Annotated in this window: 18 protein-coding genes; 9 read left to right on the top strand and 9 right to left on the bottom strand. The window is 61.0% G+C overall.

From position 1 onward, the window contains the following. Positions 1-50: 50 nt before the first annotated feature. Positions 51-1,034 carry a hypothetical protein gene (locus A4R35_RS20250; protein ID WP_112432613.1) on the bottom strand — a complete coding sequence of 328 codons (984 nt, stop codon included), beginning with the start codon at positions 1,032-1,034 and terminating at the stop codon, positions 51-53. A 315-nt stretch (positions 1,035-1,349) separates the two neighbouring features. Continuing rightward, positions 1,350-4,046: an FAD-binding oxidoreductase gene (locus A4R35_RS20255; RefSeq protein ID WP_112432615.1), complete on the bottom strand. Its 2,697-nt coding sequence runs from the start codon at positions 4,044-4,046 to the stop codon at positions 1,350-1,352. 354 nt (positions 4,047-4,400) lie between these two features. Here A4R35_RS20255 and A4R35_RS20260 point away from each other — a divergent pair, with 354 nt between their 5' ends. The 6 genes from A4R35_RS20260 to A4R35_RS20290 all read left to right on the top strand — a co-directional run bounded on the left by A4R35_RS20260 (position 4,401) and on the right by A4R35_RS20290 (position 11,447). Beyond that, positions 4,401-4,835, top strand: coding sequence for a Fur family transcriptional regulator (locus tag A4R35_RS20260; RefSeq protein ID WP_112432617.1), 435 nt, complete (start codon positions 4,401-4,403; stop codon positions 4,833-4,835). A gap of 276 nt (positions 4,836-5,111) precedes the next feature. Then, positions 5,112-6,833, top strand: coding sequence for a HAMP domain-containing protein (locus A4R35_RS20265; RefSeq protein ID WP_112432619.1), 1,722 nt, complete (start codon positions 5,112-5,114; stop codon positions 6,831-6,833). A 65-nt stretch (positions 6,834-6,898) separates the two neighbouring features. Further along, positions 6,899-7,807: a hypothetical protein gene (locus A4R35_RS20270; RefSeq protein ID WP_112432621.1), complete on the top strand. Its 909-nt coding sequence runs from the start codon at positions 6,899-6,901 to the stop codon at positions 7,805-7,807. A gap of 194 nt (positions 7,808-8,001) precedes the next feature. Continuing rightward, a complete protein-coding gene (locus tag A4R35_RS20275) occupies positions 8,002-8,790 on the top strand; it encodes a class I SAM-dependent methyltransferase (protein ID WP_189362103.1) in 789 nt (262 codons plus the stop codon). Positions 8,791-9,150: 360 nt separating this feature from the next. Further along, positions 9,151-10,122: a GspE/PulE/PilB domain-containing protein gene (locus A4R35_RS20280; RefSeq protein ID WP_189362105.1), complete on the top strand. Its 972-nt coding sequence runs from the start codon at positions 9,151-9,153 to the stop codon at positions 10,120-10,122. 386 nt (positions 10,123-10,508) lie between these two features. After that, positions 10,509-11,447: a GDP-mannose 4,6-dehydratase gene (locus A4R35_RS20290; protein WP_112432630.1), complete on the top strand. Its 939-nt coding sequence runs from the start codon at positions 10,509-10,511 to the stop codon at positions 11,445-11,447. Positions 11,448-11,488: 41 nt separating this feature from the next. Here the strand turns inward: A4R35_RS20290 and A4R35_RS20295 are convergent, their stop codons facing one another. From A4R35_RS20295 to A4R35_RS20320, 5 genes are all read right to left on the bottom strand, one after another. Continuing rightward, positions 11,489-11,863, bottom strand: coding sequence for a VOC family protein (locus A4R35_RS20295; RefSeq protein WP_112432632.1), 375 nt, complete (start codon positions 11,861-11,863; stop codon positions 11,489-11,491). Positions 11,864-12,319: 456 nt separating this feature from the next. After that, positions 12,320-12,454 (bottom strand): HTH domain-containing protein, encoded by a 135-nt coding sequence (locus A4R35_RS20305; RefSeq protein ID WP_223258425.1) that lies wholly within the window; start codon positions 12,452-12,454, stop codon positions 12,320-12,322. Positions 12,455-12,533: 79 nt separating this feature from the next. Beyond that, a complete protein-coding gene (locus tag A4R35_RS20310; RefSeq protein ID WP_262982359.1) occupies positions 12,534-13,457 on the bottom strand; it encodes an ADP-ribosylglycohydrolase family protein in 924 nt (307 codons plus the stop codon). 55 nt (positions 13,458-13,512) lie between these two features. Next, positions 13,513-14,727: an RNA-guided endonuclease InsQ/TnpB family protein gene (locus tag A4R35_RS20315; RefSeq protein ID WP_189362107.1), complete on the bottom strand. Its 1,215-nt coding sequence runs from the start codon at positions 14,725-14,727 to the stop codon at positions 13,513-13,515. 103 nt (positions 14,728-14,830) lie between these two features. Then, complete coding sequence (locus A4R35_RS20320; protein ID WP_146747282.1) at positions 14,831-15,490, bottom strand: hypothetical protein; 660 nt, start codon at positions 15,488-15,490, stop codon at positions 14,831-14,833. Positions 15,491-15,839: 349 nt separating this feature from the next. On the opposite strand from A4R35_RS20320, the gene A4R35_RS24805 reads away from it, so the two are divergent. Together A4R35_RS24805 and A4R35_RS20335 are read left to right on the top strand one after the other, a co-directional pair. After that, positions 15,840-16,034 (top strand): hypothetical protein, encoded by a 195-nt coding sequence (locus A4R35_RS24805; RefSeq protein ID WP_112432644.1) that lies wholly within the window; start codon positions 15,840-15,842, stop codon positions 16,032-16,034. A gap of 1,210 nt (positions 16,035-17,244) precedes the next feature. Beyond that, positions 17,245-18,399 (top strand): inositol-3-phosphate synthase, encoded by a 1,155-nt coding sequence (locus A4R35_RS20335; RefSeq protein ID WP_112432647.1) that lies wholly within the window; start codon positions 17,245-17,247, stop codon positions 18,397-18,399. 199 nt (positions 18,400-18,598) lie between these two features. Here A4R35_RS20335 and A4R35_RS20340 read toward each other — a convergent pair whose 3' ends face one another. Both A4R35_RS20340 and A4R35_RS20350 read right to left on the bottom strand, forming a co-directional pair. Beyond that, complete coding sequence (locus A4R35_RS20340) at positions 18,599-18,823, bottom strand: carbon storage regulator (RefSeq protein ID WP_112432649.1); 225 nt, start codon at positions 18,821-18,823, stop codon at positions 18,599-18,601. A gap of 661 nt (positions 18,824-19,484) precedes the next feature. After that, a complete protein-coding gene (locus tag A4R35_RS20350; RefSeq protein ID WP_112432653.1) occupies positions 19,485-20,354 on the bottom strand; it encodes a FliA/WhiG family RNA polymerase sigma factor in 870 nt (289 codons plus the stop codon). 746 nt (positions 20,355-21,100) lie between these two features. On the opposite strand from A4R35_RS20350, the gene A4R35_RS20355 reads away from it, so the two are divergent. After that, positions 21,101-21,418 carry a hypothetical protein gene (locus tag A4R35_RS20355; RefSeq protein ID WP_112432655.1) on the top strand — a complete coding sequence of 106 codons (318 nt, stop codon included), beginning with the start codon at positions 21,101-21,103 and terminating at the stop codon, positions 21,416-21,418. The last annotated feature ends 290 nt before the right edge of the window (positions 21,419-21,708 follow it).

The following is a 21,708-nucleotide window of genomic DNA, read 5'->3' on the forward strand; positions in this document are numbered from 1 at the left end:
TGGCCAGGAACCGGGGAAGAACGCCGGCGGGGCAGGCGCCACGCTGTGTATTATAGCCGACGTCCGTAGCGACTGACCAGCGTTGTCAGCTGAATCAGATGCCCGTGGACGCGCTCGCCCGCTGGTACCAGTGGCTGTCTGGCCTCCTTGCCAGAGCTGCGGCTCCTGGGCCTGAACTTCAGGATATTCTGGCGTGAGAAGAAGCGCATCAGCGGCAACGGAAGCTGCAGGTGCGGAGGCGGTAAGGGACGGAAATCCTCATAGATTTCATGAAGCGTGGCAATGAATAGTGGGCGCATAAACATAACGAGCATCCAGGTAAAGCCAGTAGCCACGACTGGATTGGTCACATGCATAATCAGCAGGTAAAGCGGCCCCACGACTGGCGCCTCGACCAGCACTGAGCCGACGAAAGCGGCGACCACCATCAGCCAGCGTCGCCGCGTCATTGAAATGCTGATGATCACCGAGCGCAGCCCGGGATGATTATCAACAATGGCGGCATAGGTGGCGAAAACCAGGTGAACATGCCAGATGAGCATTGGGATAATCAATAGCAGAAGGGGTGCGTAGGGAGGCCAGTTCAGACGGATCGTCTCCTGCCCGAGCAGCCACTGCAGCGGGGTAAAGATCCCCCAGAACAGGAAGGTCGTGATGCCATTCGTCACAATGTAGCGTGGAAACCAGCGGATGGCAGCGGGGAGAATCTGGGCGGGAACAATCGGCTGACCGGCGTCCAGGGCCTCGATCGCCAGCACCATCGAGATATTACCCAGAGTAATCGTGATCCAGGGCAGGGCGGTGCCGATCCAGTAGGCCAGGGTGCCTGGATAGCTGCCGACCACTACCGCCGCCAGCGACGGCAGCGAGAAGAGTCCCACCAGGGTAATGATCCCGGCAATGTCGCGCCGGCAGATGCGCAGCCCGGCCAGGACATAGAGCATGGCCTGTTTCCACCAGGGTGCCACAGGCCGGCGGGCTGGGGTGGCCTCAGCTTCGGCTAATTCTGCTACGGATAGTGGCGGTTTCACCATAAGGGTTGATTTCCTCCCGATTCTCTTCAGGCTTGCGAGTGCTGCTTCTCAGATCAACAGTCTATTCCTCCATCCCAAATCTACTTCCTCTGACAGTACATTGATATCTTCAAACTCGCTGCCGACGCTGTTACATATTTGTCTGCCAGGTCGGACCAGAAAAGTAAAGGACTGTCTGCATTTGTCTTCATCTACAGCCAGTCGGGGGGGAAGAAGGAAAGAGGCGCTGGTGCCATTCCTTCCCTCTTCTCCTCTGGCTACCTTCCACCACCTGCGTTCTGAACACATCAGATCGCGCCTGGGCGTTCTGCCGGCTTAGCGGCGGGGTGGGAGTAGAACGCCGCGGTTCAAGATCGCCTGTGGGTCCCAGCGCTGCTTGAGGCCAAGCATCAATTCCAGGGACGGCGGCGGAGAGCCGAAGACCTCGAAAGCGGCGGAGGGGCGGGGCTGATCCATGACCACCACATAGCCCTCGTCCGCTGGCACTGCTGCGCGCAGGTTCTCCAGCAAGGTTGCAGTCTGAGCCGTCTCCGGCGGAATCACGACATAGAGCAGGCCGGCCCCCACGTCGACCACGAGATCGCAGCCTGCCAGGAGCTGCTGCTGATCGATCAGCCAGCGTGGCAAGTCACGGGCGGCCAGGCCGAGGCGCACCACCACGGGTATGGCCTGGCGAGCAGTGTACCTCTCTCGTGCTCTATGACCGTTCTCACCCTCGCCGCGTAACAGTTCGCACCAGAGGTCATCGCCGCTCAGCTCCTCGCAGGCCACTGGCTCCGGGGCCTGGACGCGCTGCAGCGTGGAGGCAACGGCTGCCAGTTCGCTCTCCACATCGGCGGCCAGACCTTCCGCGGTATAGACAAGCACATAGGGAGCGGCGCGCAACTGCTGGCTGTAGCGGCCAGCAAGCTGACTGCCGCGGCAGAGCAGGAGGGCCGAGGCCACCAGGGTCAGTGGGAACAGCTGCCGGGCCCAGAGCAGGCCGTGGCGCAAGTCCTCGACCGGTACCAGCAAGCTACGGCGCAGGCGAGGCTGGGGCCAACACTTTAAGGTGACCCTTGTCAGCAGGCCCAGCGTTCCATAGGAGCCGATGAACACCTTAGTCAGGTCGTAGCCGGCCACATTCTTAGTCAGCGGACGCCCGGTGCGGATCAGGCGCCCATCGGCCAGGGCCACGGTCAGACAGAGTACCTGCTCGCGCAGGGCGCCATAGCGCAGACGTCGTGGCCCATTGATATTGGCTGCTACCAGCCCTCCCAGGGTAGCCTCTGGCCAGGGCGAGATCAAAGCCAGCTGCTGTCGACGCCGTCCCAGCCAGTCCTGAACCTCTGCCAGCGGCGTCCCGGCGCCGACCGTGATAAACAGGTCCTCTGGAGCATCTTCGCGAATGCCACGCAGGCGCGCCGTACTGAGCAAGAGGCCGTCGCCATCGGGCAAAGGGAAAGGAGCCTGAGCCTGCTTGCTTCCTCCCATGAGCAGGACAGGCCGGTTTCGGGCCGTGCACTGGGCCAGCAGCTGCGCTGCCTCTTCATCGCTCTCGGGGGCCAGTAGCTCACCTGGTTGGAGCGGCAAGGGGTCCTCTGCCGCTGGCATCCTCACCCGTGGGGGCTGCTCTACCCGGCTATTGGCCTCGTGCTGTGGGAAGATCTTGCCAGGATTCAGCAGATTTTGGGGATCGAAGACCTGCTTCACATCCCACATGGCGCTCAGCTCGGCGGGCGAGTGCATCAGGGGCATAAACTCGCGTTTCTCAATCCCAACGCCGTGCTCGCCGGTCAGGCTACCGTTGAAGGCCACACAGGCGCGTACAATCTCGCGTCCAGCCTCGCGCACGCGCTCCAGCAGCGAGGCATCCTCGGGATCGGGGATCAAGAGCATTGGGTGCAGGTTGCCGTCGCCAGCATGGAAGACGTGGCCGGTACGCAGGTCATAGCGCTGGCAGATCACATTCACACGCTCCAGCATCTCTGCCAAGCGACTGCGTGGCACCGTGATGTCGACGGTATAGTAGGCCGGAGCCAGGCGAGTAACCGCGCCGGCGGCGCTCTTGCGCGCCAGCCAGATGCGCGCCCGCTCCTCCTCATCGCGCGCTAAGCGCAGATCGCGCCCACCATAGGCCAGGAGAATGCGACTGATCTCCTCCATCTGCCCGCTCAGGCTGGCCGGATAGCCATCGACCTCGACGATCAGAGCGGCACCCGCTTCCAGAGGCAGACCGGCGTGAGCAAACGGCTCAATCATCTGGATGATCTGCCGATCCATCATCTCCATCGTCGCCGGGATCAGGCCAGCGGCGATGATGGCCGAGACCGCCTGGCCGGCCTGCTCCACCGAATCGAAGGTTGCCAGCAGCGTCTGGACAGCGGGCGGACGGCGCACCAGGCGCACCCCAATGGCCGTGATCAAGGCCAGCGTGCCTTCGCTCCCGCACAGCAGGCCGCAGAGATCGCTGAGCGGATAGTCACATGCCGGGCCACCGAGGAGCTGCCGACGCCCATCGGCAAGCACGACCTCCAGGCTCGTCAGGTAGTTGGTCATGACGCCGTACTTAAAGCAGTGCGGCCCACCAGAGTTTTCGGCCACATTGCCGCCCAGGGTTGAGACGCGTTGACTGGAGGGATCGGGCGGAAAATAGAGATCGCTGGTTTTGACCTGCTCATCGAGAGCCAGATTAATCACCGCTGGCTGCGCCAGGGCACGGCGCCCGAGCGGGTCGACTTCAAGAATGGCTTGCATCTGCGAAAAGGCTACCTGCACTCCCCCGCGATCGGCGACGGCTCCTCCAGAGAGACCCGTGCCTGCTCCACGCGCTACCAGCGGTACGCCATACTCGTTGGCCCAGCGTACCAGGCGCACGACCTCCTCAGTGTTGCGGGGGAAGACAACGGCCTCGGGTCGCCCGCGATCAAGGCCGCCATCTCCTTCATAGGCAATCAGCGCGGTGGCGTCGGTGAAGACTTGATCCGGCGAGAGAAGGGTGGTGAGGGCAGCAAGCGCCCGCTCCTCTAGCATAGATCTGGCATCCCCTTCCTGTTTCCTCTGCCTGATTGGTCAGTCCTAGATCCGTGCCGTCTCCTTCGGCATGCCCGTGCCAGGCTGTTGGAAAGCCTGGTGAATAGGCAGCTGCTGCAATAGCTCACATTGTAGCAGCTTGCAAGGCCCTTCGCAAGCACGCCCGGAAGCATCGTCTGCTTGCTGACACGATCCACGACACGGCATCGTGGAAGATCTGTTTTCCCCTCTCCCGAGAGGAGGGTATCCTTCTCACGAGCCTGATTACAGCCTGACAGCTAAGCCTCTGGAGACTGGATAAAAGCCAACGGAAGTGGTACACTACATGCTAGTAGACGCTGAGGAGGAAGCTTTTTGTTAGCCGAGAAGATCCGCGCTGCGTTTAACGAGGCCCGTCAACGGCGGACGGCGCCTCTTCGTCTCGTAGAAGAGCGCTTGATCGAGCTTGCAACCGCGGGCGCCGACTTCACAGTCGACGATCTCTGGCAGTCGCTTCGCCAGAAAGAGCCGCGTCTGGGGAGGGCCACGGTCTATCGTTCAGTGGAGATTCTGGTCAATGCTGGCCTGCTTGATCGCATAGAATTCGCCGATGGCAGGCACCATTACCGGATCTGTGGCGAACGTCACCACCATCATTTGACCTGTACGCAGTGCCATCGCGTGGTCGAGGTTGATATCTGTCTGCCCGCTGAACAATTCAAGGCTATTGGGCAGCAGACCGGTTTTGCCATCGAAGGTCACTCCATTACCCTCTTTGGGCGCTGTGCTCGCTGCACAGCACACCGCTAATCTTCTCTCTTCTCCCTTTCCAGGCGAAGGAAGAGCGCCTCCGCCTCTCCCCTGGCCCTGGTCACTGGTGCCGGGCCTCGTGTTCTCTCTTTCTGGCCGAGAGAATGGTCCTCTTCTGATCCTTCATCTCTTCGCTGGATCTCCCCTCCTGACTAAGGCAAAAGGACTATTCATCACGAAAGCAGCGCTTTTGTCATGTTACAATCAAGCAGAATATATAGAGCAACCAGATAGAATGCGTGCGATCTTCCCGCTATTTGAAACTGGTGGTGAGCTATGAGTCCTCCAGGGCGCATTGGCACTGTAGCGCTAGTCGGCCTGAGCCTGATCGTGGTAGCGATGCTGTGGCTGCCGCCGCCTCTCTTGCCCTTTGCTGTATCGACCTCCGCCGTGGCGCTGTCAGTGACCCTGCTGGCGGGTCTGCTCAGCCTGGGTGCAGCTCTTTTCCCTGAGCGGACCGCTTCGGAGAGGAGGTACCAGCCCTGGAGTGGGCACGAACGAGCGGCCTGGTTGTGCGTGGCGGGCGGGCTACTCCTCCGGGCTGTGGGCATCGGCTGGCAGCTAATGGGTACGATCATGATCCCCTCTGCCGGCCTGGGCCACCTGGCCAGTGCGCTACCGATATCAGTGCAGCAGCTCATGCCGCAGCTGAGCCTGCTGCTCTTCCCCCTGCTGCTCTTCTTCTCTTTCTTTCTCTGGCCCGCTGCCAGTGCCGGACGGGGGCGTCTGCTCCTGGCTCTCGACGTCCTGCTCGCCCTGCTGGCCATGGTAGGCCTGGCCCGGAATCTGGGAGTCCTGGCGGCGCTCAGCTGGCCCCTCGCCTTCGAACCTCCTCCCTGGGAGACGTTGATCATCCCTCTGGCCGATCTCCTCCTGGTCGGGGCCGCTGTCTGGCTGTTGCTGCGCCTGGCAACAGCCAGCGACTCGACCTATGGCCGTTCTCCGCGCCGTGTCAGTCTGCTCTGCCTGGTCGCTGGTCTCCTGCTCTACGCTTTGGCCGATCTCCTGCTCCGTCGCGTCTCGGCCTGGCCCTGGCTTGGACCAGCGGCGGCGCCACAAAAAGAGCTGGCGACGATGATGGACGTGGGCCTGCTGCTCTGTGGTCTGGCGGCCTATCTCAGACGAGTTGTCATGTTTGGCCCTACTGGCGCAGCCGAGGAAGAGCCTCTCCCCGGTGAAGAGACGCTTCTTCGTCAGCTCAGCGCGCGTGTGGTCTGGAGTTCCAGCCGCCGCCTGTTCTGGTTTCTGCCTCTCTGTCTGCCCTCATTGCTGCTCATTGCCTGCTGTGCTGTCCTGAGCTGGAGAGCCTGGCAAAGCGGGCCGCCGCCGTTCGTTGCGGAGCTGCTTATCCTCAGTCTGGCCCTGCTGGTGGCCTGTCTGCGTCTCCTGCTGACTGTGGGTGAGAATCGCTGGCTGCGTCGCCTCCTCTTTAGGAGCTATCAGGAGGAGCTAGAGCACCTGGAGGTTCAGCTCTACAACGCCAGCCGGCGCAGCAATGCTCTCGAAGCACAGCTGACCCGTCTCAAGGATGTGCTGGCGCGTCTGGCTGCCGGCGATCTGGCGGCGCGTCTTGACCCGACGGCCACAGACGAGGAGCTTCGGCCCCTGGCGCTCAGCCTGAACCAGCTGGCCGACCGCGAGATGCGCCTGGAGCTGTGGAATGAGCACAACCAGCTCTTGCGAAGAGCGCTGGAAGATCTCTGTGCCGCTCTAGAGCGCTGCCCTGCCGGCGAACCGCTCATTATCCCTGCCTCTTGTGAAGGGGTACCGCAGATTGAGCGCCTGCTGGCCATAACAGGTTTGCGCCAGTTTGCCGAGCCACCACGCCAGTTAGCGGGGGCCGCCGGCAGCGCGGCCGCTCTTCCTCCGCTCGCTCCCCCAGGTTTGGCGGCGGCAGGCGGAGCGAAGGCGGGGGCCTCCATAGGAAAGCTAGCAGCTGAGAGGCTGTCTCTGCCTGTTGAGCCGCCTCTGCCAGAGCAAAGCGAACCCTGGCTGTAGCGGCGAATCATACAATATATATGGGATCGTGCGCCATGTTACTGCCAAGGGAGGACCTGGGAACGATGGGAGGTCACCAGGCCAGACTCAAGAGGGAAAAAGAGCTACTTGCGGCTACACCCTGGCCGGCTGCTGAGCGCTACCAGTGGGACGAGAAGCTGGAGGACGAAGAACGGGAGACGGGGCTGTCTGCTCTTCTCGCAGTCTTGAGCGCTCGCCTGGAGCAAGGCTTGCAGAGGACCGGGGTCCAGGAGCCGCTGCTTTTTGGTCTGCGCCATCTTTTCCACCAGCTCGCCACCCTGTATCAGCGGCGCTTGCCGGCCCTCGGAGCAACCACGCGCCCACTCATGGATGGACTGGTTCCCCCGGACTATCTACCAACGCGTCACGCTATCTGGCTGGCCCTGCGCGAAGTTAGCGACAATCTGCTGCAGTGCGATCTCTTCTGTAAGTTGCTCACAAGCGCCAGTGGCAGTCTGCTGGACCTGCTCGATCGCCGCTCCGCCTCTGATCCCGCCGCGATGGCTTCTCCTCTGCCCCCTTTGCCTCTCATCGCCTCAACCCCTCCTGCGGGCTGCTGTCCGCTATGGCTCAGGCAACAGCTCACCAGCTGGCAACAGGACTATCAGCATCTCCCGCCTTTTGCTCTCCAGTTTGGTCGTCCTGGCTCGCTGCCTGCCGAGGTCGCGCTGGAGAGTTCGGCCCGCCTCGATCGGGCCTTCGCCTTGCTGCTCGAAGAGGCGGGGGCCGTTTTTGGCGAGCTGCTGCCAGGTCTGACGCAACAGAAGGGGAGCGAGAGCGCCGCGCGAGAGCTGGCCCTTTTTCTGATAGACGTGACTCAGCATGGGGAGCAGATGCAGCTGATACTCGATGGTCTCTGGGAGCCACTCAGCACGATTAGCGAGGCCTTTGGCGTCGATGCCCTGCTCTATGCTCTGCAGACGAGGGAGCACAAGGGGAGGAATACAGCCTGAAGCAGTGCGATCATTTCCCGTTAAAGGTCATTACCCTTTCATGGGAAGTATCTGTCCGGGCAGAGCGCTGGCCTGCATCCTGCGGCCAGGCCAGAAAGCAAGGACGATCTATCCCCAGGTAGCGCTCAGTGATGAGCGAAAGCGTCAAAGAGCATCCATAAAAAATAAAACCGCAAGAAGGGTGGCGACCTGGCGTGGTACTCGTTCCGCAAGAGGAGGCGCTCAAGACAGGAGGTTTCCCCAATCGGCAGGAACGCTATCGAGCCAAGTATCGCTTGTGCAAACCAGGCTGGCGAGATAGTCTCAGCCTCTATGTTGAGCTGGTTGAGCGCGTTGTGGGACCTGAGACCTGGGTCCTCGATATTGGCTGTGGTCACAGTGATGTCCTGCGCGCCGTCTATGAGCGCACACCGCATACCTACGGCCTTGATCCCGATGCCCCAGCTCTGGCTGCGAACACTATCATTCGCCACAAAGTGGTAGGCCGGGCGGAAGCTCTACCGTTTGCTAATGACACCTTCGATCTGGTGACGTGCGCCTGGGTGCTGGAGCACCTGGAGCAGCCTGAGTCGGCCTTTCGCGAGATCGCGCGTGTCCTCAAACCTGGAGGCCACTTCCTTTTCCTGACGCCTAACGTCTGGAACTACAACGTCTGGATTATTCGGAGCGTTCCCCATCGCTTCCATGCCCCACTCACACAGAAGCTCTATGGGCGACAGCCCCAGGATACCTATCGCGTCTACTATCGATGCAACTCGCCGGGCCGGATCGAGCGTCTGGCGCGGGCTGTTGGCCTGGAGCGAGAGCGATTGCTCCTGAACGGGGACCCAAGCTATATTAGCTTTAACCGCCCGCTCTTTGCCTTTGCCTGTCTGCTTGAGAAGATGCTCGACTGGGGGCCGCTGCGTGGGGCCCGCGTGCACCTCATTGGTAGCTATCGCAAGAGCGAGCAGAGAGGCTCTCCCCAGGACCAGCAAGGCTGAAGTGCTGAAGTGGGGTGAGGGCAGAGGAGTGGGCAGTCCTGCTATGCTGATCTGCTGGCTGCCTCTCTCCTGCTGACCGGCCTCAGCAAGGAGGCAGAATACTGATCTTAACCACAGGGGCGCAGTCTTAACAGGAACGCAACCGGATCGATGTCTCGTTTCTGCTGAATACAGAGTACAGTAATAGCCAGAGCATCCATAGCGCTCGATTGAGGGAGAGGGGCGCAGGCGAGGGCCGGTCTGAGTTCCATTCAGGCTGGCTGCTCTTGCTTGCGACCCAAAAGCGGTATGGCAGTAACAGCCAGGAGGGGCCTGCTTTGCCAGCTGCCGGCGGCCTGGCAGGCAGAGGAGCAGAGAGAGATGAGCACCCGCGTGGTTTTACCGGTCTGGCAGGGAGCGGCGAGCAGCGGAGCAACCTATGTGCAGGTCGATAGCCTGCGCATCCTCGCTGCTGAGCTGAAACAGCTGTTGAACGCCAGGGGGGAGCGACTGGGGGTGGTGGTAATCACCCTGACCTTTGCGGGCCAGCGCTCGCCCGCCCTGGTAGAGAGGCGCGCTCAAGCCACCTGTCGTCTGCTAGCGGCCCTACGCTCGTTGGTGCGTAGAACGGACCGCGTTTTTGTCCTTGGCAACCGAGGCTATGTTGTCTTGCCTGACTGCGATGAGCCTGGCCGAATGGCGGTCGAGGAGCGCCTCTGGTGGGCGCTCTGCTCACGGGTCCGCTCGCTACAGACTCGTGAACTGGCGGACCTCACGGCCCTGGCTGTGGGAGGGCGCATGCTTGAGCGTGCCGACAGCCAGAACCTGCTGAGCGTGCTTCGTGAGGCGGCTCGTCCACGACGGGTGCTGAACGCTCCTCTAGGCCTCGCTGAGCCTGTCGCTGACAGTGAGGCCGATAGCGAAGGGAAGCCAGGTCAGGAGCGCGGTCCAGGGCCGACCCAGGAGTTGGCTCAGGCTCTACCTCCAAAGCAAGATCAGCGCCTGGTCCCAGGTGTTCAGTTATCGCTCTCCTCGGCACCTGGGGAGGAGCTATTAGCTGAGGCGCGTCGGCTGGGGATTCCCTATCTCGCACCTTTGCCCAGGCGCGTTTCGGCCAGCGTCCGACAGGCAATCAGCCCTCATCTGGCGCACGAACTCCACTGTTGCCCTATCGGGCGCGCCCGTAAGACGCTGACCGTGGCCCTGGCCGATAGTCGCAATCATCGAGCCATCCTGGAGCGCCTGGAGCGTGAAACGGGCCTGCAGATCTTCCCGGTTCTGACTCCTGCCCACGAACTCCAACAGGCCCTGGAACGCCTGAGCACAACCTCCTCCTCGCATAAAAGACGCTAGCAGCTGGTTGGCAACGCTGCTATCCCCTCTGGTCTGGATGGGTTACCTGGCAGCGCAGGCAGGGGGGGTTACCTCTGCGGCGTTTGACGCCCCGTCTCGCGCTTGCTAAGATAGAGAAAACTGCCGTCACCGCAGCGCGTGACCTGGCGGCTGGCTGGATGCTGGCCACCGCAGTGGCTTGCGTTGTTTGTCAAGCCTTGCCTGGGGTCCTCTCAGTCCTCCTGATGGCCGGCGGGCCAGGAGGTGAGGCAGTTGTATCAGTCGAGCTTTACAGCTGCATGTGTGATCACAGAAGGAGGAAAGGCGCTGGCCTGGTCCTGGTCCTCAGTCTTACCTACGTAGCTGACCAGGACAGGGAAGAGCGCGGCGCCTGTATCTAGCTCAGCATGAAGATTCTTGTCACAGGAGGCGCAGGCTTCATCGGCTCCCATCTGGTCGATACCTATCTGGCGGCTGGTCATGAGGTTTTCATCGTCGACAATCTCTGGAGCGAAGGGGGCGGCAATCCGGCCAATATCTCCCCCCAAGCCCGCTTCTTCCGCGCTGATATTACCGATGCCGAAGCCATGCGCGATCTCTTCGCCCAGGTGCGGCCCGAGGTCGTCAGCCATCACGCCGCCCAGCATAGCGTCGCCGTCTCGGCTCGTGATCCTCTTCTCGATGCCCGCGTTAACGTCCTCGGCCTGCTCACCATCCTGCAGAACTGCACGCAGGTCGGCGTGCGCAAAATCATCTTCGCTTCTTCGGCTGCAACCTATGGCACGCCGCCGCAGCTGCCCGTCACCGAAGAGACACCGCAGCGGCCCGAGTCGCCCTACGGCATTACCAAGATGGTTGGTGAGCATTACCTGCGCTACTGGCATGAGGCCCACGGCCTGACTTATACCATCCTACGCTATGGCAACGTCTACGGACCACGCCAGGACCCTAATGGCGAGGCGGGCGTCATTGCCATTTTTGCCCGCCGTTTTCTCAATGGGGAAGGGGTGCGCATCGACTGGGATGGAGAGCAGGCCAAAGATTACGTCTTTGTCAGCGATGTCGCTCGCGCCAACTTGCTGGCGCTGGAGCGGGGTGACAACGACGTCTTCTGCATTGCCACTGGGCGGCCTACCTCGGTCAACGAGATCTACCACCAGCTTGTCAAACTGACCGGCTTTGAGGCTCCCATCCAGCGCGCTCCCAAACGACCGGGCGACATCCGGCTTGCCTACTTCGACTATAGCAAAGCAACGCGGCTACTCGGCTGGCAGCCGCAAGTCTCGCTGGAAGAAGGTATCCGCCAAACGGTTGAATTCTTCCGCCAGAGCCAGGCCCGTGCCTAGGGCCAGACTCGGGCGGGAGGGGAATGCAACGCTGGCGCGGCTCATTTGCCCGGCGCAGGCGGCGCAGGAGTAAAGAGGCCGAGGCGGTTGCCGGCGGGATCGCGGAAAAGGGCCCACCATCCAAGGCCGGGGATCTCCGTCTTTGGTATCAAGCAGCGTCCGCCGTGGGCCTCGATCGCAGCCAGCGTCGCCTCGATATCCTCGCTGGCCAGATAGATCAGCGGCTCTCCCTCGCGTTGGCTCTGGCCGTCGGGGCCGGGAAAGCCCCCGTGTATCCCGTCCTGGGTCTCAAAGTACAAATAGTCGTATGTGCTGTTGTGCCTAATTTGCCAGCCGAAGACCGCCTGGTAAAAGGTGGCGCTGGCGTCGCGGTCGCGTGTTGGCAACTCAAGATGAATAATGCTCCGTTGGGCCATGAGAGACTCCTTTCTGCTCTCTTGCGCAGCAACTCATCCACAAAAGCGCAGGAGACCCCCGCTTTCAAGCGTGGGGAGGAATGCGCCGTTCTCCTTGCTCTTGTGGACAAGATCTTGGTCTATATGAGATACCATTTGCATGGGTAGAACGATCGTTGTCCAACTCAATCCGACGCCAGAGCAGGCGCGCAGCCTCAAGACAACGCTTGAGCAATACACCGCCTGCTTGAATACTGTTGCTCAGGAGGGATTTACCACTGATTGCAGCAACGGAGTCGAGTTGCATAAACGGACGTACTACCCGCTTGGTGCCCAGTATCCTGATCTTCCTGCTCAACTGGTGTGTTCAGCTCGTGTCAAAGCAACGGAAGCCGTCACATCGGCCTTAACCTGGAAGATCAAGAAGGCAAAGGCCTATCGTGTCCGCTCTTCGGAGCGAGATGCAAGCCCCTGCCTTTAGGCATGGGGTTCACTCAGCGCCTCGATATCGCGCAGAATCGTGCGGCGCGAGACCTCGAAATGCCGCGCGAGAGACGCGGCGGTCCATTTACCGCGCTGCAAGAGCAGCACGATGGCAGTCAAGCGATCCATACGGTGCATCAGTCTCCCCTCCGTTCCGATTCTGAGCGATCGCACTCGGGCCTTTCCTCTCTCCTTTTCTCTGCGGGCTTCAGGATTCCGGTAGGATACGCTCGGCCAGCTCATAGAGAGCGTCGGCCAGCGACTCAATCAGCTCGCGCTTCGCCAGCTTGGCGCGCCACTCAGCGGGGATCGCTTCCTCGCCGTAGAAGGCGCCCGCCAACTGGCCATAAACCGCCCCAGTCGAATCGGCATCGTCGCCCAGGTTCACCACCAACAGGCAGCCCTCGCGGAACGAGGTACTGTGGTAGAAAGCCCACAGGGCCGCCTCCAGCGTCTTCACCACATAGCCGAGGCCCCGGATCTCCGGCGGCTGACGCACTTTAAACGAGCCAGCCGCCACCTCGGCAATCTCTGGCGTCAGCGGCTGCTCCTCCCAGGGGTCGGGCACCGGCGTATAGAAAGGTGCCAGCAACTCCTCCTTACTGGCTCCCTCCAGCGCTCCAACAATCAGCCCGGCCATATAGCGGCAGGCATCCACCGCTGTCGCCGTTGCGTGCGTCGTACGCGAGCTAAGAGCGGCCTTCTCCAGCGCAGCCCGCGGATGGCGTGCGTAGCAGAGCGGCACAGGAGCCAGGCGCATCAGTGAGCCGTTGCCCGCGTAGCGCGGGTCGGAGGAGCCGGCCAGCGGGTTCCCCGTCTCGTCAAAGCGCCTCAAAGCCCTGGCCACCGTGCCCCCGATATCGAAGCAATAACCCGTACTCGACAGATAGCCCTCATCGCGCCAGCGCACATAGCGCTTCATCTGATCGCGCACATCAAAGCCCTGGCGTTCCACCAGGCTGGTCGCCAGGCAGAGGGCCATCGAGGTATCATCGGTCCACTGACCGGCCTGCAGCCCAAAAGGTCCCCCACCAACCATATCCGTCAGCGGGGCAAATGAGCCAGGAGGGCGGAACTCCAGCGTTGTACCCACAGCATCGCCACAAGCTTCAGCAAGCGTAAGAGAGCAGATTGATGCAGACGGAACGTCTGGCAGCGAGGAATTTGGTGCGTCAACGACCCCCGGCTCAAGCCAGGGGCTTGCCCGCAGCCGCAGCGGCCCGGGCTTCGGGGCTGGTTGACAACAGCCCACTGCCCCGCAGGACAGTACAGCGTGCACGCGCTCGAATATTCCGCGCTGCATTGATGTCGGCATGCTCCTCGGCCCCGCAGTGTGGGCAGGTGAAGCGATGCCGGCGACGGGTTCCTCGCTGCCCACAGTGGGAACAGAGCTGGCTCGTGTAGGCCGGGTTCACCTCCACCACACGCAGCCCTCGCTCCTGCGCCTGCTGCTCGGCCCAGCGCCGGATCAGTCCCCGCTGCCACAGCGCGAGCCGGCGTCGCAACGCTCGCCCCCGGATCTGCCCGTGCTGCGGTGGGGGGAGCTGCAGCCGCTCAAAGACCAGGACCGCCTGTGGAGGTGCCCACTCTCCCAGGCGCTTTGCCACCGTCTGGGCAAACGTCTGGGTGCGGTGCCGTTGCTTGCGACCAAGCCGTTTCAGCACCCGCCGGACACTGCGCGTGTCCCGGTGCTGTGCCTTACGGGCCGCCAGCTTCCGCTGCAACCGCGCCCGCGTCTTCGCCGTGCGCCGATTGCGCACCTTCACCGCCTTCCCGCTCACAAAGAGCACCCGCTCCTGGCCATCCACCGCCACCAGCGCATTCGTCTCGTTCAGATCAATCCCCACGACCTGACGACTTCCCGCTGTCTCCTCTGCTGCCGGCAGTGGCTGGGGGTCAGGCGCCTCCAGCGTGAGGGTGAGTCGCCCGACGAGCTGCCCAGCCCGTTCCAGCACCGTGAGACTGTCCATCGTCTTGGCCTGCGCCAGTCGCTGCTGAAACGCCTCCGGCACCCGGTAGGGAAGCTGCTTGCGTCCGGCCACGGTCCAGATGGAGAGGGTGCCGTCGGGGCGTAGGGAGGCATCGCGTCCTCGTGGCCCGATCAGAAACAGCGCCCGTCGGCGTCGGAACTGGAACGGACGCTGTGGCGGACGGCGGTTGCTCTGGGCACTCTGGTAGGCGGCAGCCACCAGGCGGATGGCGCTACAGGTCATCTGGGCATTGAGCTGGCCCTTGACCTGCCGGTAGCAGGCCCGGTGCAGCGCCACGGCAGAGAGGGGCTGGCCCCCGTTGAAGCAGGGGGCTGAGAGCTGCTGCTGCACTGCCTGGAAGACCGCCAGCGTCTGACGCAGGTCCTCATCGGCTGGCAGCAGCAGCGGGATCGTGCGCTGCACCTGGGCCATGCCTTCCTCCTTCCGCTGTTCGTTCATGCCCTTGCTGATCGCAGGTTGCTGCCAAGGGTCCTCTCGGGCTGGCCGGCAGAAAGGACCCTGGCAGCAGCACACCCTAATGGGTGACGGTGGGATCGCTGGTCAGAGGAGGCAGACAGGTGCAGGTTTCACAGCGGGGGCAATGGCCACAGGCCCGCACGGGCTGATGACACCTGCCGCAATTGCCGTAGAGGGGCAGCGACGAGGGGATGCGCGCCGAGATCAGCCCGGTCAGATACCCGGCGGTCCAGGCCAGCCACTGGGCCCGCTCGGCGGCAGGGGCCTGCTCCTCAGCCTTCCACTGAGCCTCAAGCAGGGTGTGCTCCAGCTCAGCGATGAGGTCCTGGTCCGTGAGCAGCCGGCCCAGGCGATGCTGCTGCTCATCCCAGAGCTGTTGGAAGAAAGCGTCTGTCCCGGCCTGGTAGCCGTCGACGAAGGCCGGGTCCTGCACTTCGATGAAGGGGGTATGGATCACCTCGAAGGGCGCCCGCCGGTTCACGGGCAGGTGCATGGCGCAGCGAGGCGACGGCACGGGGGTCATCGCAGGGGAAGCCGCCGCAGGGGCTGGCTCCGGCGCTGGGAACGACGATATGGGGACGGACTCAGCGGGCGAGGTAGTGACAGCAGCACGCTCACCAGACGGCGCAGGTGGGAACCCCGCGCGGTCGGCAAACAGGACGGCCTCTAGAGACTGTTGGGGATCAGGGGACCCCGTAGGACAAGACAGCTCGGCCATGATGGTCTTCCTCCTTTTCGTTTTTCCCCAAGATGGGAACTGTCCGGGCCTGCTGAGGCATATGAGGTCGGGACGGGACTCACAATCCTGGCAGTCAAGCCGACAAGTACACAGAAACCAGCATCTTGGCCATGTCTCGTGCAACACGGCTTGCCCAATCAGGTGAATCAGAGGGTAAACCGAAAACTATCTTTACAGTTAATGAACACTTGACTTTTAACTGTAAATAATATAACATGACAACCCACAGACTGTCAAGGGTCAGTTGACAAAGATCCGCAAGAGTGTTAAAAATTAAATAGCTCCCTGCATAACTATGCTGGGCATGTCTGGAGAAGCAGAGGTCTCAATGGACAGAATCCACAAAGAAGAATGCGTCACGGTAGACGATGCTGCCTTGGATCTCAAGATCAGTCGGACTACCTTGTACAACTACCTGAATTTCTTAGGGATTCAGAGACACAAATTCCCCTTCGACCGAAGAACGTATATCCTTAAGCCCGATCTGGAGCGGATTCGGGAGTTCATGAAGGCCAGCCGTTAGCACTCCAGAGTTTCTAGCTGCACTGGCTCACTGCCAAGCGGCGGGGGCAGGCTCCTTGTGAAAGGGGTGAAAGAACAATCTCGCCAGTTCTACCAGTATATCAGTGGAGTAGGTAGTCTGACCATTTTCACCCCCTCACGCCAAAGCCGCTCAACAGTAATACTTTCTCCTCAAGCCTGGCTCAAAGCCTTAGCGACCTGAGTAGCTCAATGACAACAAACAGGCTCTTTCCTTTCCATTCGTCCGATGGTTTGGAGGTCTACCTCAGCGTTCTTTGCGAGATCTGACCAAGACTACGCGAGCCTCTCCAAGGAAGGTGGAAACAGCTCTGAACTGCCATCACTCCGCACTCGCATAAGTTTCCGATACGGGCAACGAAGCCGCCTCAGAACTGAGCTGACACGCACTCAGGCCAACGGTCATGAAGATCAAACCTGCTGGCCAGCTCAGGGCACCAAGACAAACAACCCCGGCTGCCAACACAGACCAACACCAGCAGAGCCGCCTTCCTCCCCTGGATGAATCCAGGGGTCCCCGGCGGCACGTTTTTATGGAATCTACGGGAATAGACAGCCTGCCTGCACTGTTTAAAAACATGGGAAAGCCCGTTTACACCAGAAACCTCAGAGAGGATTCCCTCAGATCGGCGCGTCGTGCAGAGCGCGGTCGAGGGGAAGCGTCTGCCGCGGGTGGCGCTGTGCTGGGTGAGGCGCAGCGAGGTGAGGCGAAGTGTGATGATGCAGAAGCCAGCGCGTGGGGATGTGGTGAGGGGGAAGGGCGACGGAGGAGAGCGCGAGCGAGAGCCGTAGGCTGATGCGGCGGCTGACCAGCGACAGTGAGAGCGATCCGCGAGGCAGAGCTAGCTGCTTGCTCTCCTGCCCAGAGATAATAGTATAATATTGACAGCCTGCTAATTTGTGAGGAGGTGCATGCATCTGGCAGAGAGGGAATCGGAAGCAGTCCTACCTCCAGAGAAAGGAATCCTCGCACTCTTCTCCGCACCATCTTTTTTTCTGGCGGCAACAGCGTCGTCGACTGCCAGAGCCAGGGTTGCATTCAGCGAGCAGACGAATTGGATCAACTCCAGCGTAGCGTGGGTTGTTTGAAGGGTGAAAGGGATATTTTGCGTGTTTTACGCAGCGCAGTAGTCACGCGGCGAATGCCACTATATTGATTAGCTAGCTAATTTAGTAGGAGGAAGGGAACGATCATGCCAGGATCGAAGAAAGTTCGCGTAGCCATTGTGGGCGTTGGCAACTGTGCCAGTTCGCTTGTGCAAGGTGTCTACTATTATCGCAACGCCAGGCCGGACGACTTCGTGCCGGGGCTGATGCACGTCACCCTGGGGGGCTATCATATCAGCGACATTGAATTTTCAGCAGCTTTCGATATTGACCAGAACAAAGTTGGCAAGGATCTTGCTGAGGCCATCTATGCTGCCCCCAACAACACCTACCGCTTTGCCGACGTTCCGCCGCTGGGAGTCAAAGTCTATCGAGGCATGACCCACGACGGGCTGGGCAAATACCTCTCGCAAGTCATCACCAAAGCGCCGGGCAAGACCGACGATGTCGTGCGCATTCTCAAGGACACCGGGACCGACGTCCTGGTCAACTACCTGCCAGTTGGTTCTGAAACGGCCACCAAGTGGTATGTCGAGCAGGTGCTACAGGCTGGTGTTGCCTTCGTCAACTGCATCCCAGTCTTCATCGCGCGTGAGCAATACTGGCAGGAGCGCTTTAAAGAGGCCGGGCTGCCGATGATTGGAGACGACATCAAGAGCCAGGTCGGCGCCACCATTGTTCACCGTGTGCTTGCCAAGCTCTTCCGTGACCGTGGTGTGCGCCTGGAGCGCACCATGCAGCTCAACGTTGGCGGCAACACCGACTTCTACAACATGCTAGAGCGCGAGCGACTGGAGTCCAAGAAGATCAGCAAGACCAATGCCGTCACCAGCCAGCTGGACTACGAGCTGTCACCGGAGAATGTCCACATTGGGCCATCGGACTACGTAGCCTGGCTGCAAGATCGCAAGTGGGCCTACATCCGTCTGGAGGGGCGTACCTTCGGTGATGTGCCGCTCAACCTGGAGCTGAAGCTAGAGGTTTGGGACTCGCCCAACTCTGCCGGCGTCGTCATTGACGCGGTGCGCATGGCCAAGCTCGCGTTGGACCGTGGCCTGAGCGGTACCCTGATTGGACCGAGCGCCTACCTCATGAAGTCGCCGCCAGTGCAGTATCCTGATGATGTCGCGCGCGCCATGACCGAGGCCTTTATCCGGGGCGAGGAGCCAGAGGCCGCCTCTGCGCGTACGGAGGCTGTGGAGCCGAGTAACGGCTACAAAGTCGAGGCTCCCAGCGAATAACCACGTCAGCAGATGCGAAGAGCTCACACGAGGAGAGAGGTGCTGGTGCTGACAACGAGCGGTCAAGCCTGATGCTAGCCTCGCGCCTCCTGCTCATCGTCAAGAGAGCAAGCCAGGTTCCCAGACAGGCGCTGGCACTGCCTGCCCGGGAACCTGGCCTTTCTTTGGACGAGAGATGTGCTGGATGATAGATGAACCGCTACGAGCGCTGTACGCTTGGAGCATTCGTCACGGTCGAAGCATTAGCTGCTGCTTGCTGGTGCTGGTCCTGCCCCGAGCGTAACAGCTCCTCGCGTACAATGGTCACCTCTGGCGGAGCGCTGATCCCGATTTTGACGCGCTCCCCCTCGACCGCGAGGACCGAGATGCTAATGACCCCACCGAGAATGATGCTTTCACCAACTTTGCGTCTCAAAACAAGCATGTAAGGCTCCCTTCCCCAGAAGCATTTCCGAGACGTCCCTGCGCTGCAGATGACACCTTACAGGCGTCTCTTCAAGCCGAACACAGACGAGATGCCGAGCAGCGAGTGGGCTTCCTGCTCACACTGGACGTTGCTGGTGACGGAAACGGGTAGGCCGTTTCCGGTCACTGGCACGGAGCACAACAAACCGCTGGTCTGTGAGCGCCTTGTGCAGATTCAATGTGCGCTCTTTGTCAAAAAGACGATTCAGCGCCAGGATTTTCCGCACAAGCAAGCGAGGTTCGATCTCGCAGACCTGCGTGCGCACTCGCGCTGGCGATAAAACTACCCTCTCTGTAGATTGTACACCGTGCTTCAGCAACCACTGTTTCCCCGGGCGTTGCGCGCAGTGGGGGTCTATCCCTGTTGACGGGCCGCAGCGCCTTGGCCATCGTCTCAGCGCTGAGCGGCCCTGCTGCTGTGGCCGAAGCCGCCGTGGTCGTTGAGAGTGATGCGGAGCCCTGATCTGCACCTGGGTACCCTCCCCTGAAAGGTGTGACACCGGGGCTGGCTTTCCTGCCGAGGAAGCCTGCTCCCTTATCGTCGTCAACAGGTCGCTCACGATCAACAGGGAAACCAGGGATCGTAATAATACTCTGTTTATGATACTATACGATCCAGGCTATGGTACAGTGGGGACTTGCTGATGGGCGAGCGAATCGATTTGCCGGGCGTGTTCGTGTGTTGATGTAGAACGAGTACTTGTGTAACTACCACGCTTGTGCTGTGGTTCGTGTAGCCCGAGGCTGATACGCAAGTGAAGCAGCGTCTGAGTGTGCAGCTGGCTCACGCGTGACTGCGAGATGCCGAGTATCTTGCCGATCTCGCTCATGCTGAGGCCCTCAACATAGTAGAGAGCGAGTAAGAGGCGCTCGCGGCGAGGGAGGTGCTCGATGGCCTGGCTGAGGGCTTGCAGCAGCTCACGGCGCTCGACGGCACTGGCCGGCTCGGGGGTGGCATGGTCTTCCAGAGCATCGCCGAGGGAGTAATGGTCGCCATCGCTCTCAGGCGCGTGAAGGGGGCTATCCAGCGAGAGAATGACCGTACCCACCTCCTGGAGCATACGGCGATAGCGGCGCAGTGAGACTCCGAGCGCCGTGGCCATCTCCTCGTCGCGCGCTGGTCGCCCCAGCCGTCGCTCTAACTCGGCCATCGTCTGCTCGACCTGCTTGATGCGCTGCAGGGCCGAGCGCGAGAACCAGTTGAGGGCGCGCAGCTGATCGATTACCGCTCCCCGGATGCGCGGGCTGGCAAAGGCTTCGAAGCTGATCCCGCGCGTAGGATCGTAGCGATCGATGGCGTTGATGAGGCCAAGCATGCCGTAACCGATCAGATCATCGACTTCCAGCAGGCTGCGTGTCGGAATGCCTAACCGATCGACGGTGACTTTCACCAGCGGTACATAGGCCTCGATCAACAGGCGGCGCTGTGCCTGACTGTGGGTGCGCATGAACTCGGCCCAGATCTCTTCCAGGTGCGCGGAACTGGTCATCGATAGACATCTCCTTGCCGGACTGAGGTCTCGCCCTGCTGACTTGCTCTCCTCTCCTCGTATTTCTGGCCCTCACGGCTCATCGGCTGGACTGCCTGCCCTCTCTATCCAGCCCACTCCCCTCTGGCTTGTGATGTATTGCTGGCTGGGCTGACTCTCCCTGACAGGGTGTGCCTGGTTGGCCTGGGTGACTGGCTGCTTGATCGGCTGACAGGCTGGGAGGATGCTGATGTCTGGGCTGGCAGTTGCCTGGGGCGCTTCATGGCGCTGGTCCGGTGGCCCGTCGCTGGCTAACTTTGCCAGCTGGGCTGGTTGAGTTTATCTGCTCCCTTGTCTAGCTAGAGTGTACGAGAGTGCTTGCTGTTGAGCTACTGACGGAGGTCGCTTCCTTGCTATGCCAAAGGTCCTGAAATTCTTTCTGCCCTGCAATTCTTTGGCTGAGAAAAGGGAGGGGTCTAATCGCCGGCATTTTTTTGCCGATAGGGATGTTCTATAGAGAAAGATAAGGGAGATGGGGAATCCCCCTCCGCTTGCCAGAGCGAGAGTGTTCGCGCCCGGCTCTGACTCAGCAGCCGGACGCAGCTGCTTTTTGGGCGGGCTGATGCGCGGTGCCGGTGAGCGGATCGGCTGGGGATAGTCAGTAGCTTCCCCAGTGAATGAGCAGGTCAAGTAACAGAGCAAGCATACAGATGGAGATAGACAAGCTGAGCTGATGGCAGCTTTGCATTGAGAGGAGACAGCGTCCTATGGATAGACGAGAGTATGAGAATCAACATGAGCAGGAACCTGCCTGCGACGAGGAGCGCTCTCCGATGGAGCAGCTACACCTGCCTCTGGAGGCCAACGAGCAGACGCTGCCAGAGGCGGAAGCCCTCGACTCCTTGCGCGAAGCTGGTTTTCTCCCAGAGGAGATTCAACGCCTGCTACAGCTGCGCCGCCGCGTACAGAAGAGCGGTGAGATCCCGCCCTATCTCAGCGGCGACCCGCATCTGCAGTTCGCTCGCTGGCTCTATGAGCATGGAGCTATCGGCGAATTTTCTGAATCGCAAGAGGAAGCCTCCTGACCCTGCGAGCGGAGACAACGCCCGGCAGTGATTGGTTCCTGCTTCGGCCAGGATAGAGCAGGACGCATCGCGGGCAGCTTCCTCGGCAGGGGAGGAGCGTGCTCCTGCTGGAAAGCTGCCCCTGGTCACTGGTGTCTTTCTTTCTGGCAAGCCCTCCCCGGTACCTGATAACCTCTTCCTGTCTTGTTCTCTGCTTTGCGCCGGGCAACCTGACTGAGGAGACTATTGGCCGGATGGCTGGAGGTTCGTGCAAACGCACTCACTGCTGCCAATGTTTGTGAGGGCTGTTT

The sequence above is a fragment of the Thermogemmatispora tikiterensis genome, from assembly GCF_003268475.1.
Classification (GTDB): domain Bacteria; phylum Chloroflexota; class Ktedonobacteria; order Ktedonobacterales; family Ktedonobacteraceae; genus Thermogemmatispora; species Thermogemmatispora tikiterensis.

Bases quoted from the DNA above. Each gene is read 5' to 3' on its own strand.
- A4R35_RS20295 (WP_112432632.1), bottom strand. From the start codon at position 11,863: ATGGCCCAACGGAGCATTATTCATCTTGAGTTGCCAACACGCGACCGC.
- A4R35_RS20270 (WP_112432621.1), top strand. From the start codon at position 6,899: ATGGGAGGTCACCAGGCCAGACTCAAGAGGGAAAAAGAGCTACTTGCG.
- A4R35_RS20355 (WP_112432655.1), top strand. From the start codon at position 21,101: ATGGATAGACGAGAGTATGAGAATCAACATGAGCAGGAACCTGCCTGC.
- A4R35_RS20340 (WP_112432649.1), bottom strand. From the start codon at position 18,823: ATGCTTGTTTTGAGACGCAAAGTTGGTGAAAGCATCATTCTCGGTGGG.
- A4R35_RS20255 (WP_112432615.1), bottom strand. From the start codon at position 4,046: ATGCTAGAGGAGCGGGCGCTTGCTGCCCTCACCACCCTTCTCTCGCCG.
- A4R35_RS20265 (WP_112432619.1), top strand. From the start codon at position 5,112: ATGAGTCCTCCAGGGCGCATTGGCACTGTAGCGCTAGTCGGCCTGAGC.
- A4R35_RS20350 (WP_112432653.1), bottom strand. From the start codon at position 20,354: ATGACCAGTTCCGCGCACCTGGAAGAGATCTGGGCCGAGTTCATGCGC.
- A4R35_RS20315 (WP_189362107.1), bottom strand. From the start codon at position 14,727: ATGGCCCAGGTGCAGCGCACGATCCCGCTGCTGCTGCCAGCCGATGAG.
- A4R35_RS20250 (WP_112432613.1), bottom strand. From the start codon at position 1,034: ATGGTGAAACCGCCACTATCCGTAGCAGAATTAGCCGAAGCTGAGGCC.
- A4R35_RS24805 (WP_112432644.1), top strand. From the start codon at position 15,840: ATGGACAGAATCCACAAAGAAGAATGCGTCACGGTAGACGATGCTGCC.
- A4R35_RS20280 (WP_189362105.1), top strand. From the start codon at position 9,151: ATGAGCACCCGCGTGGTTTTACCGGTCTGGCAGGGAGCGGCGAGCAGC.
- A4R35_RS20305 (WP_223258425.1), bottom strand. From the start codon at position 12,454: ATGGATCGCTTGACTGCCATCGTGCTGCTCTTGCAGCGCGGTAAATGG.
- A4R35_RS20335 (WP_112432647.1), top strand. From the start codon at position 17,245: ATGCCAGGATCGAAGAAAGTTCGCGTAGCCATTGTGGGCGTTGGCAAC.
- A4R35_RS20290 (WP_112432630.1), top strand. From the start codon at position 10,509: ATGAAGATTCTTGTCACAGGAGGCGCAGGCTTCATCGGCTCCCATCTG.
- A4R35_RS20320 (WP_146747282.1), bottom strand. From the start codon at position 15,490: ATGGCCGAGCTGTCTTGTCCTACGGGGTCCCCTGATCCCCAACAGTCT.